This window comes from Alteribacillus bidgolensis (assembly GCF_002886255.1).
Classification (GTDB): Bacteria; Bacillota; Bacilli; order Bacillales; family Marinococcaceae; genus Alteribacillus; species Alteribacillus bidgolensis.
In genome coordinates, this window is record NZ_KZ614149.1 from 848,228 (window position 1) to 863,079 (window position 14,852).

The window sequence follows — 14,852 nt, forward strand, 5'->3', positions numbered from 1 at the left end:
CAAAAAACAGATTTCAAAATAGTCTTTTCCTGTCAATATCAATAACAGTTGCCACATTAAACCAAAAATACCATGTATAAAAACTAGAATAAGAAGTCCAGTATTCATGGATGAGCTGATTGAGTTGTTCTTTTTGTTCCACTGTTAGTAAAGTATAAAATTTTTATTGGTAAACAGTATAAGTAAAACTTCGGCTTTCGCCATAAGGACTCGGCGAGAAGCCGAGTTTTTCTAATAATATTTTATTATAAAGTCGTTCTTCACCCATAATCACGTTCACCTAAAAACATAGTGTTTATTGGTTCTTTTTTTTTTAGTTATCCAAATGACAAATGCTTCAGCAAAAAACATTACAACAAAAAACGATAAAACAAACAATTCTACTGGTTCCATGACACGAAATGGATTAAATGCGTTTTTTAAAGCAGCTTTTATATCTATCCCCATAATGAGATCCAATCCAATGACTAAACTCATTAACAGTCCCAGCATAAAAAGAGAAATTCCCACTATTTTCACTTCTATCATCTCCATTTATTATGTTTATCCAAATTTGATTTGTTATACGGCTAAAAAGTATGAGAATAAATTATGGCTTCCTTGCAAAAAACTAACAAAAACATACAAAAGGAAACTGTGCATTATGAAATTTAAGCTGAAAAAGCTTTCTAGATCTAGATCAAAGTCAATACCTGCAAAGCCTAGCAAAAAGGAAGAGCCTTTAGATCATTCGTTAACGAATAATTTAGAGGAAATAACGAAAAAAACGGGAAATAGCTCAGACATTGTTATACGAAAGCTGACGCTTAATAACGATGAAAAATCAACGGCAGCTATCATTTATGTCGAAGGAATCGTGGATAATCGGTCGATTGATGATTTTCTCATTCACTCGCTTATTAATGACGATGATTTACATCATGTCGAAGCCGAGGAAGAAATATTGGAAAAGATTGCTGCCAAAGTCGTTTCTCTTGGAGAAGTGAAACGAATCAATGGGTGGGATAAGCTTTTTCAATCTTTGTTCGCTGGAGATACAATCATTCTTGTAGATGGCATTGCACAAGGGTTAAGTACGTATACCAAGGGCGGCGAGTCACGTTCTATTGAAGAACCGCCAACCGAAATTTCTTTACGAGGACCACGTGAAGGGTTTACAGAATCGCTTCGTACAAATACTGCGTTGGTTAGGCGCCGTATTAAAAATCAGGACTTGTGGGTGAAGTCCATTACGCTTGGTAAAATGACCAATACTGATGTAGAAATTATGTATATTGATGGATTGGCAAGAGATAAAGTCGTACAGGAAGTGTGTGAACGATTAAAAAGGATAAATATAGACAGCATTTTGGAATCTGGTTATATTGAAGAGCTGATTGAGGATCAGTCTGCAACCACTTTTCCAACCGTTCAACATACAGAACGGCCGGACTCAGTTGCAGGCAATCTTTTAGAAGGCAGGGTTGCAATTTTTATAGACGGTACACCGTTTGTGTTAATTGTGCCGGCCGTCTTTATTCAATTTTTTCAATCGGTAGATGATTATTACAGCCGCGCTGATATTGCGACCAGTATTCGTATGTTAAGAATTCTTATCTTTTTAATATCTCTTTTTGCACCTGCTGTGTATGTCGCGGCTACTACATTTCATCAAGAAATGATTCCGACCCAGCTGTTGATTGTTCTTGCTGCTCAACGTGAAGCGGTCCCTTTTCCAGCCGTTATTGAAGCTATTCTTATGGAATTAACATTTGAAATATTGAGGGAAGCAGGCGTAAGAATGCCAAAAGCAGTTGGACAAACAATATCTATTGTTGGTGCTCTCGTTATTGGTCAAGCGGCTGTGCAAGCTGGGATTGTTTCTCCGGCGATGGTCATTATTGTAGCTATTACTGCCATAGCCAGCTTTGCTACCCCTTCCTATTCGATTGCGATATCAGCACGACTTATTCGATTCGGGATGATGATTGCCGCTGCTGCCTTCGGCTTTTACGGGATTATTCTTTCGTTTATTATTTTGTTGGTCCATTTGTGCAGCCTTCGTTCTTTTGGGGTTCCTTATATGGCGCCAATGGCTCCATTTATACCTTCAGGAGCAGATGATACGATAGTTCGGTTGCCATGGTGGGGAGGAAAAGAACGACCAAGATTGACGGTAGATAAAAATTCAATCCGGCAAGGAGAAAATCAAAAACCAAAACCTCCATCCAGTCGAACGATGAAATGATCTTTTTATATTAAGATCGAATAGGTAAGGTGACAACATGAAGATGGGATCGTTTATTTTACTATTACTCATAAATATGATAATTCTTTCGGGATGCTGGAGTAATAGAGAACTTCCGGACTTGGCTTTAGTTTCTGCATTAGGAATTGATAAGGCCGAAAATGGTCAATATGTCGGTACGATACAAGTGATAAATCCGGGAAATGTTGCGGGGGGAGAGGGTACACAGGGAACTGGTTCAGAGAGCGCTCCGATCACGACATATACAGCTTTAGGTGGAAACTTGACAGAAATCAATAGAAGGGTATCGAGCCAAGTATCACGCAGGCCATATTATGCTCATACGAATTTACTTGTTATTGGTGAAAAACTTGCCCGCGAAGAAGGTATTGCAAAAATTTTTGATTCGTTAGAGCGGGACCCTGAATTCCGAACGACTACGAAAGCGGTAATTGCCACGAATAATACGAAAGTAGAAGATATTATTAGTACCTTGACTACGATTGATAAAATCCCTTCCAATAAAGTTATTAAAACATTAGAGTCGACCGAACAAATTTGGGGTCAACATTTGAATGTGGATACAAGAGATGTATTATCAAAAATGGCAACACCTGGTCAAGCCCCAATCATTACTTGCTTTAGTATGGAAGGAGATGAAAAGCAAGGGAAGAGTTTAGAAAATATCCAAGCAACTGAACCGGAAGCACGCCTTCAAGCAGCTGGAATGGCAGTTTTCAAAGATGGAAAGATGGTTGATAAGATTTCAGGAGATGTGTCAAAAGGGACAATGTGGTTATTAGATAAAATTAAAGCTACTGCTGTATCCATTGATTGGAAAGGGGAAACGGATGCCATCGTTTACCATGCAGTCCGCCAAAAAACAGACGTTAAGGCGGAAGTTACAGATAAAAATAAGCCTAAAATTTCGGTAAAAGTTTCAGCTGAAGGGGGAATAGGGGAAGTGGCCGTGCCAGTTGATCTTAGTAATCCCCAAGTATTGAGTCAATTTCAAGAGGTATTAGGTGAAAAAATAAAACAAAATATAATGTCATCAATTCAAAAAGCCCAAGAACTGAAAACAGATTTTCTGGGCTTCGGTGAAGCTGTTCATCGCGCAGATCCAAAAGCATGGAAAAGCATAAAAGGGGAGTGGGAAGATTCCTATTTTCCTGAAGTGGAGGTAGATATTACGGTCGATGCATTTGTGAGAAGAACGGGATTAAGAAATGAACCGCTTCTTTCAAATATGGAAAATTGATAAGGGGGGGAAAGTGTGGAGAATGCTAAAATAAATGCAATGCAGCTGTTTGTTCTCATTTTTCTGTTTGAACTAGGCAGCGCGCTTTTAATTCCTCTTGGAACAGATGCTAAACAGGATGCCTGGCTTGCCATTCTAACAGGAATGGCGGGAGGGGTGTTCTTGTTTTATATTTATCTGCGGTTGTATAAATATTATCCTGATATTCTGCCAACCGAGTATATGCAAATTTTGCTTGGAAAAATTTTCGGGAAAATACTTGCTTGTATTTATATAATTTATTTTTTGTATATTTCCGCAAGAGTACTTCGCGATTTTGGAGAAATGCTCTTAACGTTTGCATACGAAGAAACGCCATTATTTATAGTAAATGCTCTGTTGCTGCTTACGATAGTTTACACAGTACATAAAGGTATTGAGGTTATAGCCCGTACAGGTGAACTGCTTTTTGTTGTGCAGTATTTTTTAGCAGTCGCTGGATTTATTTTGGTCATCGTATCAGGGTTAATAGATATTAAAAATTTAAAGCCAGTGCTTGAAAGTGGAGTAATGCCGGTGGTAAAGACATTTCTTAAGGAGACATGGTATATTCCTTTCGGCGAAGTAGTTGCTTTTATTATGATATTTCCTTATATAAACAGACCAAAAAAACTGAAAAAAGCGGGGATTGCTGCTATTGTTTTAAGCGGGGTAAATCTGGTAATTACGATGGCTATTAATATTGCTGTACTCGGTGTTGATCTTACCTCACGCTCTCAGTTTCCGCTGCTTAATACGATACAAGCAATCCAAGTAGCAGAATTTTTGGAACGCTTAGACGTTTTTTTTATGATTGCTTTAATTGTTGGTGGATTTATTAAAATAACCATCTATTTTTATGCTGCCGTGACAGGAGTGTCCAATTTATTTCATGTAAAAAAAGCATCAAAGCTAGCCTATCCATTAGGGATTGTTGTACTGATTTTATCGTTATCCATTGCAAGCAGCTACACTGAACATATTCAAGAAGGACTCACGTTGGTCTCGTTGTACATGCATTTGCCGCTGCAAGTTATTATACCTATCCTATTGTTAATCATTGCATTTTTTAAAAATAAAAATAAAGAGCGCTCTATGTAAAGAAAACGCTCCATGTTTTAATACTTGGGGTTATTCTTTTTTTCTAGCCAGTTTTTCTCTGTCTTTTGTCCCCGGGGGTTGTTCGAACCAGTTGTGTTTAATCATAATATCGGCTCCGCTTTTTGCGTATTTCGCAATTTCAAGAGATAAACGTTCATAGTTTAGTGCTAAATCATTTCGCTGACTGGCTGCTGCTGCTGTACCGTAATTCCCTGTCCCAGCTGAGGTTAAAAGCGCCATATGAAACATGATTAATTTGTCAGAAAATGTTTTCGTCGTTGAATCGCTTACGCTCAAGTCGGGCATCCGCGGGGTCGCAATGTCGTTTTCAAGCAAAATATCAGAAAAAATTTGAATATGTTTATTGGATATCTCTTTTCCGCGCAGCATATAATCTTGAATTTCTTTGGAGTGTGAAGTTTGTGCAAAACTAAGACTTAGTTTTACACCTATCGAATTTGTTAATATGTTCATGTATAAATGAGAAATTTCAATAGCATTTAATGGCCGTTTTCTTGTAAAAGGATTTAAACCGCTGTAATATTTTTTGCTCTCCACATAATCCGTTTCTTTCGGTAATTCAATATAAGGGTGGGTAGCATGCAGCTCTTTTGATTCTGCAATTTCTGTCGTTTGATTATAAAGAGTGGAAGTGTCGATAAGCGACTTCGTGAAAAAGTTTCTTATATCTTTTCTTTTGCTCATGCTTACAAAACCACTGTACGTCATCATTCCAACTTTAGACATGTGGTTCAAATATGTTAAACAGAACGCATCGGAATACAGCCAGGGAGCATTCATGTAAACATCTTCCTCGGTAAATCCGTGAGGGGCAGCATAATCTTCTTTGTCAAATAGGTTTAATAAATAGTCTAAATGTCCGGTTGATATATCATAGCCAAATTGAACAGCAGGTATTATATCTTTATCTTCTAAATGTTTAAGCATAAACCCAAGAATACATTTTGCCATACTATCATACATGTACGTTGTCCAAAGACAACCAATTTCTGCCGACGTTAAGCGGTTCTTTTCATCAATCATTAAGTATTACCTCCTAAAATTGACGGGGGAAAATTAGTTTTTCTCAACATAAGGATAATAAACATGTTTGTAATCGAAATGTTTAAGTAAGTCTCTTAACCAGTATCCATCTGATCACACTCCCCACTACTAATCCAATGGGCAAAGAGAGAATAGGCAGCCAAATTGGGCCTATCAGCATTCCAAAAATTGTAAATGAAGGGGAAAAAATTAAGCCAATTGTTACAAAATAGGCCGAAAAAGCGAGTGGCAAGTAGGAAAATGGTTTTTCGCCTCCTCCTGCATCTTTATATGCATCCCATATGGCAAAGAAATAGAGACAAGGATAAAACATAAGCCACTGATAGTTTGTCTGATCAATTGCTTCTTGAATATTTCCATGAAAACTCAATACAATCACATGATTAAAATTCCCCATAACATTAACAAGAAACTCTAAAAAAATTAAAACGATGCCTTTTGTATATTTTCCGTTTAGTAAATGTCCAAAACCAGGCAGGGCAATACTCCATAGCAGCATTTCTAATTTTTTACTACTTGTATGATTTAACTTCTTTATCATGTCTATATATTACCTAACATTCAAATTTACGTTTGCTGCTATAAAGGACTGCATATATCCGCGTGTTGTTTTTATATCCACGCGATCCCAGGTGCAGGGAAGTTGTTTCTCTAGCAGCCTGATAAGTTGTAAGTAAGCCCATTTGGAAAGGTCTCTGAATCCTGATTTTATTAAATTTTTAGCTTGTTCCATACACTGTCTTCCTCCTCAATAAATAGCGCACATCGAGTATAGTTTGTCGAAAACAAAATGGGTTTATACAGTGTATTAATAAGAATATATAAACGTAGTACTTAATTGAAATGTACGAATACAATAGTGATAATCAAAACGCATATAACACAAGCTTCTGGTTGATGAACGTTTATCTTTTGATATAATGAAATCTGGATTTTCGAATGATTCGATAATACCAGTACTAAAACCTAATTTTAAATAAATTCACATGTTAGAGGGGTTATATTCTATGCCTCATCCGTGAGTAATAAAAAAAGAGATCGTGTACGATTTCAAAGATGAAAGATGGATAAAAAATATCGAACAATTAAGACAAAAGGATAATAAAGTAATCCTCACATTTGATGACGGACCGAGCCGTAAACTGGAAGCGATTTTAGATGTTTTAAAAGAAAAACAGGTTCAAGCAGTTTTTTTTTGGAATTCAAGATTACTTTATCCACAAAGACCGTGGCAAAGAGTAGTACAAGAAGGCCATAAAATCGGTTCCCATGCTCATAATCATAAAAACCTGACGACTTTAACGAAAAGCGAGCAATATAAGCAAATAAAAACAAGTGTGGAAAAAATACAAGAAATGACAGGGTTAGATGTTCAATGGTTCAGACCGCCATTTGGGCAATATAACGAGGAAACAATGGAAATTCTTAGAGAGTTATGTTTAACACCTGTAATGTGGGAAATTTCTTCTTATGATTGGGAAAACAAGTCTTCTCCTGAAGTGATTGTTACGAATGTTGTAGAACACATTCAGGAAGGATCGATCATTCTTCTTCATGAATTGAAACAAACCTTAAAGGTACTTCCAGATCTCATCGATCAAATAAGGGAAAAAGGGTTTGAGTTTGCTTTATTGTAGTAAGTTTCATTTGCCCAGCCCCTAGTGGGAAGAGGGCTGGTATTCTTTAGGAAAGTTTAAACTATGTTAATGGATCAAAGTACAAGCAAAACTACGACTTCCACCATAGGACTCGGCGGCAAGCCGAGTTTTTCTAATCTTTCAAGATCTCTACATAACCTTGATCTCCATCGAGTCTAATCAATTGTCCCGTTTGGATTTTTAGGGTTGCTTCATCAATTCCAACCACTGCAGGTATGCCGTACTCACGGGCTACGACGGATCCGTGGGTCATCAAACCGCCTACTTCTGTTATCAATCCTTTGGCCGACTGGAATAATGGTGTCCAGCCGGGATCGGTATGCGGAGCCACCAGAATTTCTCCTTCATGAAGTTCAGCTTCTTCTGGTTTTAGTACGATTCTAGCTTTGCCCTCGATAATACCGGAAGACACGGGGCTGCCTATAAGGGATCCGGCTGGGAAATGTCCTGTTTTAGGAACTATTACGCTTTCTCCTTCATTTGTCAAAACCCTCGGAGGCTTCAATGTTTTATGCCATTCATATGTTGCTTTACGTTCGACGATCAATTGGGACACATCTTCACTCAGCTGACCCTTTGTGAGTTGAATGAATTCGTCAAGAGTAAGGAAATACACATCTTCCGGTTGAGAAAGAGTACCATTTTGCACGTATTCTTTCGCTTCAGCTATAATAGCCTTTTTGCATTCATCGAGTATTAAGGTTAATAAATATTTATGATGTTCTCGCAGACCTCCGTAATTCCGATATACCTTAATGAAACGTTTAACAAGCTTGGCTTTTATTCGATTACCTTTTAGGTAATATAAGATTCGTTGTTCAGCTTCTTTCGCTTCTTTATCACCATGAATAAATTTCCGGCGATGGACGCCTGGTTTGACACTTCGCATATGACCGAGAATTGCCGGAACCAGCTGGGTAGGAGCTTCACGCCAGCGTGGTCTAGTTATGTCTATTTCGCCCGCACATCTTGAACCGTAGGTAGTGATAAATTTCTCAAAGGTCTTTTGAAACCATTTTCCGCCGTGTACATTTTTCAGCTCTTCATAAAACGTTTCATCATCGACTTTCTTTAAATATTCTTTTACTTCAGGAAAGCCGCGAACTGTATCAGCTAAATCACCAATTTTAAGTCCCATTTCACTAGTGACATTGCCAGGCAGGGATTTATTTATAAAACGAAGTTCCTTGTCATTCCCAAGCCAGCGAATAAACATTTTCTCTAACAATATGGATGAGATGACAAATGATGCTGCGTAATGAAAGATATTCGGAAACACAGCTTTGAAAAAACCGTTTAATTGAGTTTGTACCGTCTCTAAGCGACGAGCACCGCTAACATTCTGCAGCGACTTCCGCGTATCTGTCGTCATTCTCTTTATAAACGCTTCAACATTATATATTGCTAATGCAGGGTCACGCTTAAAAAGATTTTGCCCTATCTTGTATAAAAGAGGACAAAAAGTTTTACATAATGATTTTAAAGAAACTCGCTTGGAAGTTACTTTTAAAAATTCAGGTCGCTCCATCACTTCTTGAATAGCTCTGCTTGCTGCTTCATCCATATTTTTAAAAAAAGCGGGAAAGACACGCCGTCCTATTCGATGACGAAGGATTTCTGAAACATCCACATATAATCGCCCGCCTGCTTCCCAGGTATATTGCGCTGGTATCGGCATGATGGTTTTTAACACAGATAGTCCCAGCGGTTTCACCGCATCGGTCATCATTTGGAAGTGACCGAAAGAATAGAGGATACGCATTGATTCTTGTGGAATATCCGGCAGAGGATAAAGCGTTGTGATCGGCCTGCTTTGCACCACATAAAATTTCCCCATTTCTACACAGAATTCAATATCTTGAGGAGCACCAAAGTGTTTTTCAATTTGTTTTCCGATCTTGGCTGCCATTTGAATGTACTCATCTGACAACGTTTGTTGTTTCTGCTGGTCTTGGGGCAAATCTTTGCTGATTGTTCCGCCTTCAGGCAAAGCAAAGACAGCTTTTTTCTTAACGGATATATTTTTATGGATGATTTTATCTTCTTTTACTTTATACAAATCCGCTGATACTAGGCCGGAAACAATTGCTTCTCCTAGTCCAAAGCTGGCATCAATGGAGACTACCCTGCGATTTCCACTCGATGGATCGGCAGTGAACATAATACCTGAAATTTCTGGACTCACCATTTTTTGTACAACCACGGACAAATAGACGTGATAATGATCAAATCCATTTTTCGTCCGATAAGCGATGGCACGGTCTGTAAACAAGGAAGCCCAGCATTTACGGATATGCTTGAGCAGTTCATCCTCCCCGCGAATGTTGAGGTAAGTGTCTTGCTGTCCGGCGAAAGACGCATTCGGCAAATCTTCAGCTGTAGCGCTAGAACGAATTGCATAAGAGTTATCCATTCCTGCAGATTTCCATGCAGCAACTATTTCATCTTTCAAATGGCCGGGGATGTTTAGTTGATGCAAATGGCTGCGGATACGTTTACCTGTCTCTCTTAATTGTTCTGAATCGTGTCGGTCCAGTTTGTTCAAGGACTCTAGATACTCATTGATCTTATTACTTGTGGCAATAAAATCTTTATAAGCTGCAGTAGATATGCAAAAGCCGTCGGGTACAGGAAAACCAGCGTGGCTCAGCTCTCCTAAATTTGCACCCTTTCCACCAACATATGGAAGGCTGGAACGATTCACTTGATTAAAAAATAAAACACGAGATGTCATAGGGTATCTCTCCTTCTTTCAACCTCGTTTTCCTATTAGACGTTCTGATCGTTTTGAATACCCTCGGAATCGGAAACGGTGATAAAACCGCAAAAACAGCATGCTCCATAGAACAGTAAAGATAAATCCCATTTCTTCTCCGTTCCCAAAAAACATAATATTTGTTAGCCCCAAGACAGAAAATCATTATTAAAACCCCTTCATCATTTAATGGACATATTGTTGATTAATGATCTTATTGATTATTATAATGATGGAGAAGAACATTACAATATTCAATAATAAGCTCACCGTTTATTACTCAACGTTTTATGTAAAAATGTTGTGTTTTTATAAAAAATCACATGAATGAAGAACGAAATAGAGGAGTTTTTATGGCTGAGAAAATGGATCGCAGAAAAGCGAGGACGAAAAAAATGCTGCGGGCAGCCTTATTGGAGTTAATGGAAGAAAAAGGAGTAAAAGGGGTGACAGTCAGTGAATTGACCAGCCGAGCAGATCTTAATAGAGGAACTTTCTATTTACATTTTCAGGATATAGATGACTATATGGAGCAATCTCAGGATGAGTTTTTCCAGACATTGCAGGATAAGATGAAGGAAGTCAATATTTTAGAATTCAATAATGCTCAAGATCAACCTTATTCGGAATTAATTTCCATACTTGAATTCATAAAAAACCAAGCTGATTTTCTTCACGTACTTTTTGGCCCAAAAGGGGACCCCTCCTTTGTTGTTAAATGGAACAGTTTATGCAAGAACAAGTGTCCAATAAGCTTTCTGCCTTACAGATTGACGAAGAACAAATGCTAGTACCTCGTGATTATTTGATTACGTTTGTTATTTCTGCTCAGCTAGGTATTATTCAACATTGGATAGAGACCGACTTGCAGCGTTCTCCAGAGGAGGTTGCTGCAATTATCACTCGTATTGCCAGTCGGGGACCGCTCGGTGCGATAAGCATAGAAGAACAAGAGCTACAGGGTAAAAAAAGTAGAAAGAATACTGAAGAGGACAAATCAGCGAAAAATGCTCGTTTCGGCTAATGAAACAAAAGAAAGAGAAAGGATGTTGGTATCGGAAAAAGTTTAATCTTATTCAAAAATGAAAAAGAGGGGTTTGAATATGTTTAAAGACATTTAAAATGACTGGAAAAAGACGAAAAGTTTCCAAACGATAAATAAAAACAGCATATAGCCGAAAAAAGAATAAGCATGATTCCAATCAGCGTCATGTATAAACCACCCTAATTGTTCGGACAATTGTTCAATAATACATATAACCATACTGATATGAACGATAATCACCCAGCGAACAGGGGAAGAAACTCGGCTTGCTGCAAATAAAAAGAAAACAGTGAATAAAGGCAGGAGTAATAAAGTAAATCCAATATTAATCGTAAATATTTCAGGAAAGAGTCTGACTGGAAAATGATAGAATTTTATTCCTACAAAAAGTAAATCTAAATAAGTCCCAACCAGGGAAGCAAACAGGGCTGTTGTGATATAGCTATAAATATCATTCCTCCCGTTTAAGAAAGATTGCTTTTTTTGCAATAATAGTTGTTTCGATTTTTTCGATGGTTTTACAATAATTATCATTAATATCCCCGCCAGCGAATTTTTCGTCTTCCACTAAATAATTAATTATTCTCCAATCATCAAACCAATCGCCCTTTTCCGCTTCAGGATGATCAATATTTTTCCAGGCAAATTGCAATGGAGGGCTGTAAATACGAGGTGCCCCTTTTAATAGCTGGCATTCTTTAGTTCTTCGCCGGTAATGATGACCTGGAAGCATTTCGTTTACGTGATGAAAGAGATGATCCCAATAATCTTTTCGTGAACCGGTATGAGGATGACGATTAGCCCAAAGTAAAACACTTTTTAGGATAGTAGGTGTTTGCTGAAAAAGCAGAGAATACAACCGTTTGCCTAACAATATCCGCTCATGAAGAGAAGAAAACTGGTATAGTGTATCTCCTATTAATTCTGGTTTATCTGTCGTTGTATTTTTATAAAAGGGAAAAATGATATGATTAAAACGCAAAAAATCATACAGCTTAAATCCTATGGTGTTTAATACAGTTTTCTTGAAATGAGGGTGCTTTATCACTCTTTTTTCTAAATAACTTTGTTCGTTAATCACCGTAGCAATTGCTAAAAGAGAGCAGTCGCCATACTGCCAAAAATAATTCCATATCGTTTCCATAAATATAGAAACATCCAAATATGGGAGCAAATAAAAAAGATTTTTATTGACGTTTTTACTATGCCTATATAGTAAAAACTGCGGATATACATCTTGAAATATTAACCAGTTTCCTCGTTCTAAAAATAAAAAGAAATTTTCCTGTTCTTTTTCAGATAGAAGTCTTGTGAGAAGATCCCCTTTTAAATCTGTCATATACCAGCCCCCGTTTCGGGATACCATATGACCTAATAAAGCCCAATGGATTTCAGGGTACTGAAGAAAAAAGTCAAAATAGGCCTGCGTACGAGTAACATTATTTATATTCCATTTCTGCGTAGTTTTTTTAATATCTTTTAATAGTTTTCTTTCACCGTAGGTTAGATTGTGTTCTGGAAAAGAGCTTGGTTTATTTTTGTTTTTCTTCTGTAATTCTTCTTTTATTTTAATATAAGATTGTTTCGTTATTTTCTTATTGTTTGACCAGCTGATCTTCATCAATTACCCTTCCTTCCCGTCCTGGAATATCCTTGTGTAGAAAGGAATAAGGATGTAAAAAGTGTTTTTAATAAGAGAGGGTTAGCGATTAATGAATCAATTAGAAGCGGAAGTAAATCGGCTGGTAAACATTTTGATAAGCGAGCAAAATCTAGACGGCTCTTGGTCCTACCCATTTGAAACAGGTATTTCAACCGATTGTTATATGATCATCTTATTACGCACGTTAGAAATAAATGATGAAGATTTTATTTACGAGCTGGTACGTAGAATTCTAAATAAGCAAGAAAAAAATGGATCATGGAAGTTATTTTATGATGAGGAAAAAGGGAATATATCGGCAACCGTTGAAGCATATTATGCTTTACTGTACTCAGGTTATCTAACAAAAAGCGATCCGGGGATGCGCGGTGCAAAAAAGTTTATTTTAAAAAACGGTGGTTTAAATGAAATCAATATGTTCACCAAAGTTATGTTAGCATTAACGGGTCAGTATAAATGGCCGAGTTATTTTCCGATGCCAGTGGAATTGCTGCTTTTGCCTACTTCTTTTCCAGTCAACTTTTTTGACTTTTCTGTGTATGCAAGAGTGAATCTACTTCCGATATTAATAGCTGCTGATTATACATTTAGTATAAAGACAGCACGGACTCCGGATCTATCCAATTTATTTTTAAATAGAAATGTTGATGGATGGGAAAGAGAATTACATGATTTACGGTCCTTTCTTTCTCCTATTCAACAAGGAATAAATAGGCTGATAGGGTATCCGAACGAGCTTCATCAGTTAGCTTTAGAACGCGCTGAGCAGTATATGCTGCAGCGAATAGAAGCAGATGGAACATTTTATAGTTATTTTAGTTCTACCTTTCTAATGATTTTTGCTTTAATGGCAAGGGGCTATGCGAAGCAGCATCCTGTTATCAAGAAAGCTGTTCAAGGACTGAAATCGTATCAGACCAGTATAAATAATTACACTCATATACAGTTCACAACCGCAAATGTTTGGAATACAGCTTTAATAAGCTATGGGTTACAAGAAGCAGAAATTTCTTCTTCATCGGAAACGATTCAAAAGGCCAACCAGTACTTACTGTCGAGGCAGCATTTTTTATATGGTGACTGGGCTGTTCATAATCAAAACGTGTTACCTGGAGGGTGGGGGTTTTCTGACATAAATACCATCAATCCTGATATAGATGATACAACTGCTTCTTTAAGATCTTTGCAATCCCTTATTATAAACGAACCCATTTATTATCAAACGTGGGATCGAGCTGTTCATTGGCTTTTATCCATGCAAAATAATGACGGAGGATGGCCTGCGTTTGAGAAAAATGTGAATAAGTCTATTCTTCAATGGCTTCCGGTTGAAGGGGGAGGGAAAATGATACTAGACCCTTCGACTGCGGATTTAACAGGGAGAACATTGGAGTTCTTAGGGAATTTCACCCATGCAGATCATTACTATCCTTTTGTAAAAAAGGGTGTGGATTGGCTCTTTCAAGATCAGAAAAAGGATGGGTCATGGTACGGCAGATGGGGCATTTGTTATATATATGGAACATGGGCAGCTATCACAGGATTAATAGCTGTAAATGTACGTAAAGACCATCCGTCTATTCAAAAAGCGGTCAAATGGCTATACAATATTCAAAATAAAGACGGCGGTTGGGGAGAGTCGTGTAAAAGTGACGCAGAGAAAAGATATGTTCCATTACAGGAAAGCACTCGCACTCACACCGCATGGGCGCTGGATGCACTTCTCGCAGCAGAAAAGGAAGAGACACCCGGCATAAAGCAGGGGATTCATTTTTTGTTAGAGACATCTGAGAAAAATAATTGGACAACAACGTATCCAAAAGGGCAGGGTCTCCCCGGAGGATTTTATATTCATTACCATAGTTACGAACATCTTTTCCCTTTAATCGCACTGAGTCATTATCAGAAAAAGTTTAATCCGGAACTATTTAAATAATTTTTTAAGGATTTTGTAATTAGAGGTTGGTATAAAATAAAAGGGGCAGTACAAAATAGGGAAAACAAAAATCTTGGAAGTGATGGGGTTGAAAAAACAAAAAAATATTGTAATATCCATAGT

At 37.5% G+C, this 14,852-nt stretch carries 14 protein-coding genes; 7 read left to right on the forward strand and 7 right to left on the reverse strand.

Annotated elements, in window-relative coordinates; genetic code table 11:
• Positions 1 to 276 precede the first annotated feature (276 nt).
• The gene (locus CEF16_RS04410; protein WP_091580161.1) at positions 277 to 519 is read right to left on the reverse strand and encodes a YczF family membrane protein; all 243 of its coding nucleotides are present in this window, start codon (positions 517 to 519) and stop codon (positions 277 to 279) included.
• A 124-nt stretch (positions 520 to 643) separates the two neighbouring features.
• Between CEF16_RS04410 and CEF16_RS04415 the strand changes: the two genes are divergently transcribed.
• Genes CEF16_RS04415 through CEF16_RS04425 form a run of 3 tightly spaced genes read left to right on the forward strand, consistent with a single transcriptional unit; the run spans position 644 to position 4,607 of the window.
• Positions 644 to 2,227, forward strand: a complete 1,584-nt coding sequence (locus tag CEF16_RS04415) for a spore germination protein (protein WP_091580164.1) — start codon at positions 644 to 646, stop codon at positions 2,225 to 2,227.
• 43 nt (positions 2,228 to 2,270) lie between these two features.
• Positions 2,271 to 3,488: a Ger(x)C family spore germination protein gene (locus CEF16_RS04420; RefSeq protein ID WP_245917761.1), complete on the forward strand. Its 1,218-nt coding sequence runs from the start codon at positions 2,271 to 2,273 to the stop codon at positions 3,486 to 3,488.
• 15 nt (positions 3,489 to 3,503) lie between these two features.
• A complete protein-coding gene (locus tag CEF16_RS04425) occupies positions 3,504 to 4,607 on the forward strand; it encodes a GerAB/ArcD/ProY family transporter (RefSeq protein ID WP_091580169.1) in 1,104 nt (367 codons plus the stop codon).
• 30 nt (positions 4,608 to 4,637) lie between these two features.
• On the opposite strand, the gene CEF16_RS04430 is transcribed toward CEF16_RS04425, so the two are convergent.
• The 3 genes from CEF16_RS04430 to CEF16_RS04440 all read right to left on the reverse strand — a co-directional run bounded on the left by CEF16_RS04430 (position 4,638) and on the right by CEF16_RS04440 (position 6,405).
• Positions 4,638 to 5,651: a DUF3231 family protein gene (locus CEF16_RS04430; protein ID WP_091580172.1), complete on the reverse strand. Its 1,014-nt coding sequence runs from the start codon at positions 5,649 to 5,651 to the stop codon at positions 4,638 to 4,640.
• Positions 5,652 to 5,733: 82 nt separating this feature from the next.
• Positions 5,734 to 6,213, reverse strand: coding sequence for a hypothetical protein (locus tag CEF16_RS04435; protein WP_091580174.1), 480 nt, complete (start codon positions 6,211 to 6,213; stop codon positions 5,734 to 5,736).
• Positions 6,214 to 6,222: 9 nt separating this feature from the next.
• The gene (locus tag CEF16_RS04440) at positions 6,223 to 6,405 is read right to left on the reverse strand and encodes a hypothetical protein (protein WP_091580177.1); all 183 of its coding nucleotides are present in this window, start codon (positions 6,403 to 6,405) and stop codon (positions 6,223 to 6,225) included.
• A gap of 307 nt (positions 6,406 to 6,712) precedes the next feature.
• Here CEF16_RS04440 and CEF16_RS04445 point away from each other — a divergent pair, with 307 nt between their 5' ends.
• Complete coding sequence (locus tag CEF16_RS04445) at positions 6,713 to 7,309, forward strand: polysaccharide deacetylase family protein (RefSeq protein WP_170031580.1); 597 nt, start codon at positions 6,713 to 6,715, stop codon at positions 7,307 to 7,309.
• A gap of 133 nt (positions 7,310 to 7,442) precedes the next feature.
• Here CEF16_RS04445 and CEF16_RS04450 read toward each other — a convergent pair whose 3' ends face one another.
• Positions 7,443 to 10,064: a phosphoenolpyruvate synthase gene (locus CEF16_RS04450; RefSeq protein WP_091580182.1), complete on the reverse strand. Its 2,622-nt coding sequence runs from the start codon at positions 10,062 to 10,064 to the stop codon at positions 7,443 to 7,445.
• A 374-nt stretch (positions 10,065 to 10,438) separates the two neighbouring features.
• Here CEF16_RS04450 and CEF16_RS04455 point away from each other — a divergent pair, with 374 nt between their 5' ends.
• Together CEF16_RS04455 and CEF16_RS04460 are read left to right on the forward strand one after the other, a co-directional pair.
• The gene (locus CEF16_RS04455; protein WP_170031583.1) at positions 10,439 to 10,876 is read left to right on the forward strand and encodes a TetR/AcrR family transcriptional regulator; all 438 of its coding nucleotides are present in this window, start codon (positions 10,439 to 10,441) and stop codon (positions 10,874 to 10,876) included.
• On the forward strand, positions 10,870 to 11,109 hold the full coding sequence (locus CEF16_RS04460) for a TetR-like C-terminal domain-containing protein (RefSeq protein WP_483860542.1): 240 nt from the start codon (positions 10,870 to 10,872) through the stop codon (positions 11,107 to 11,109). The genes CEF16_RS04455 and CEF16_RS04460 overlap by 7 nt, the downstream gene beginning before the upstream one ends.
• Positions 11,110 to 11,202: 93 nt before the next feature.
• On the opposite strand, the gene CEF16_RS04465 is transcribed toward CEF16_RS04460, so the two are convergent.
• Both CEF16_RS04465 and CEF16_RS04470 read right to left on the reverse strand, forming a co-directional pair.
• Positions 11,203 to 11,664, reverse strand: coding sequence for a CBO0543 family protein (locus CEF16_RS04465; protein WP_091580190.1), 462 nt, complete (start codon positions 11,662 to 11,664; stop codon positions 11,203 to 11,205).
• Entirely contained in the window at positions 11,582 to 12,751 is a 1,170-nt protein-coding gene (locus CEF16_RS04470) for a DUF2515 family protein (RefSeq protein WP_091580193.1), read from the reverse strand. Before CEF16_RS04470 ends, CEF16_RS04465 begins: the two co-directional genes overlap by 83 nt.
• Positions 12,752 to 12,842: 91 nt before the next feature.
• On the opposite strand from CEF16_RS04470, the gene shc reads away from it, so the two are divergent.
• Positions 12,843 to 14,729 carry a squalene--hopene cyclase gene (gene shc, locus CEF16_RS04475; protein ID WP_091580195.1) on the forward strand — a complete coding sequence of 629 codons (1,887 nt, stop codon included), beginning with the start codon at positions 12,843 to 12,845 and terminating at the stop codon, positions 14,727 to 14,729.
• Positions 14,730 to 14,852 lie beyond the last annotated feature (123 nt).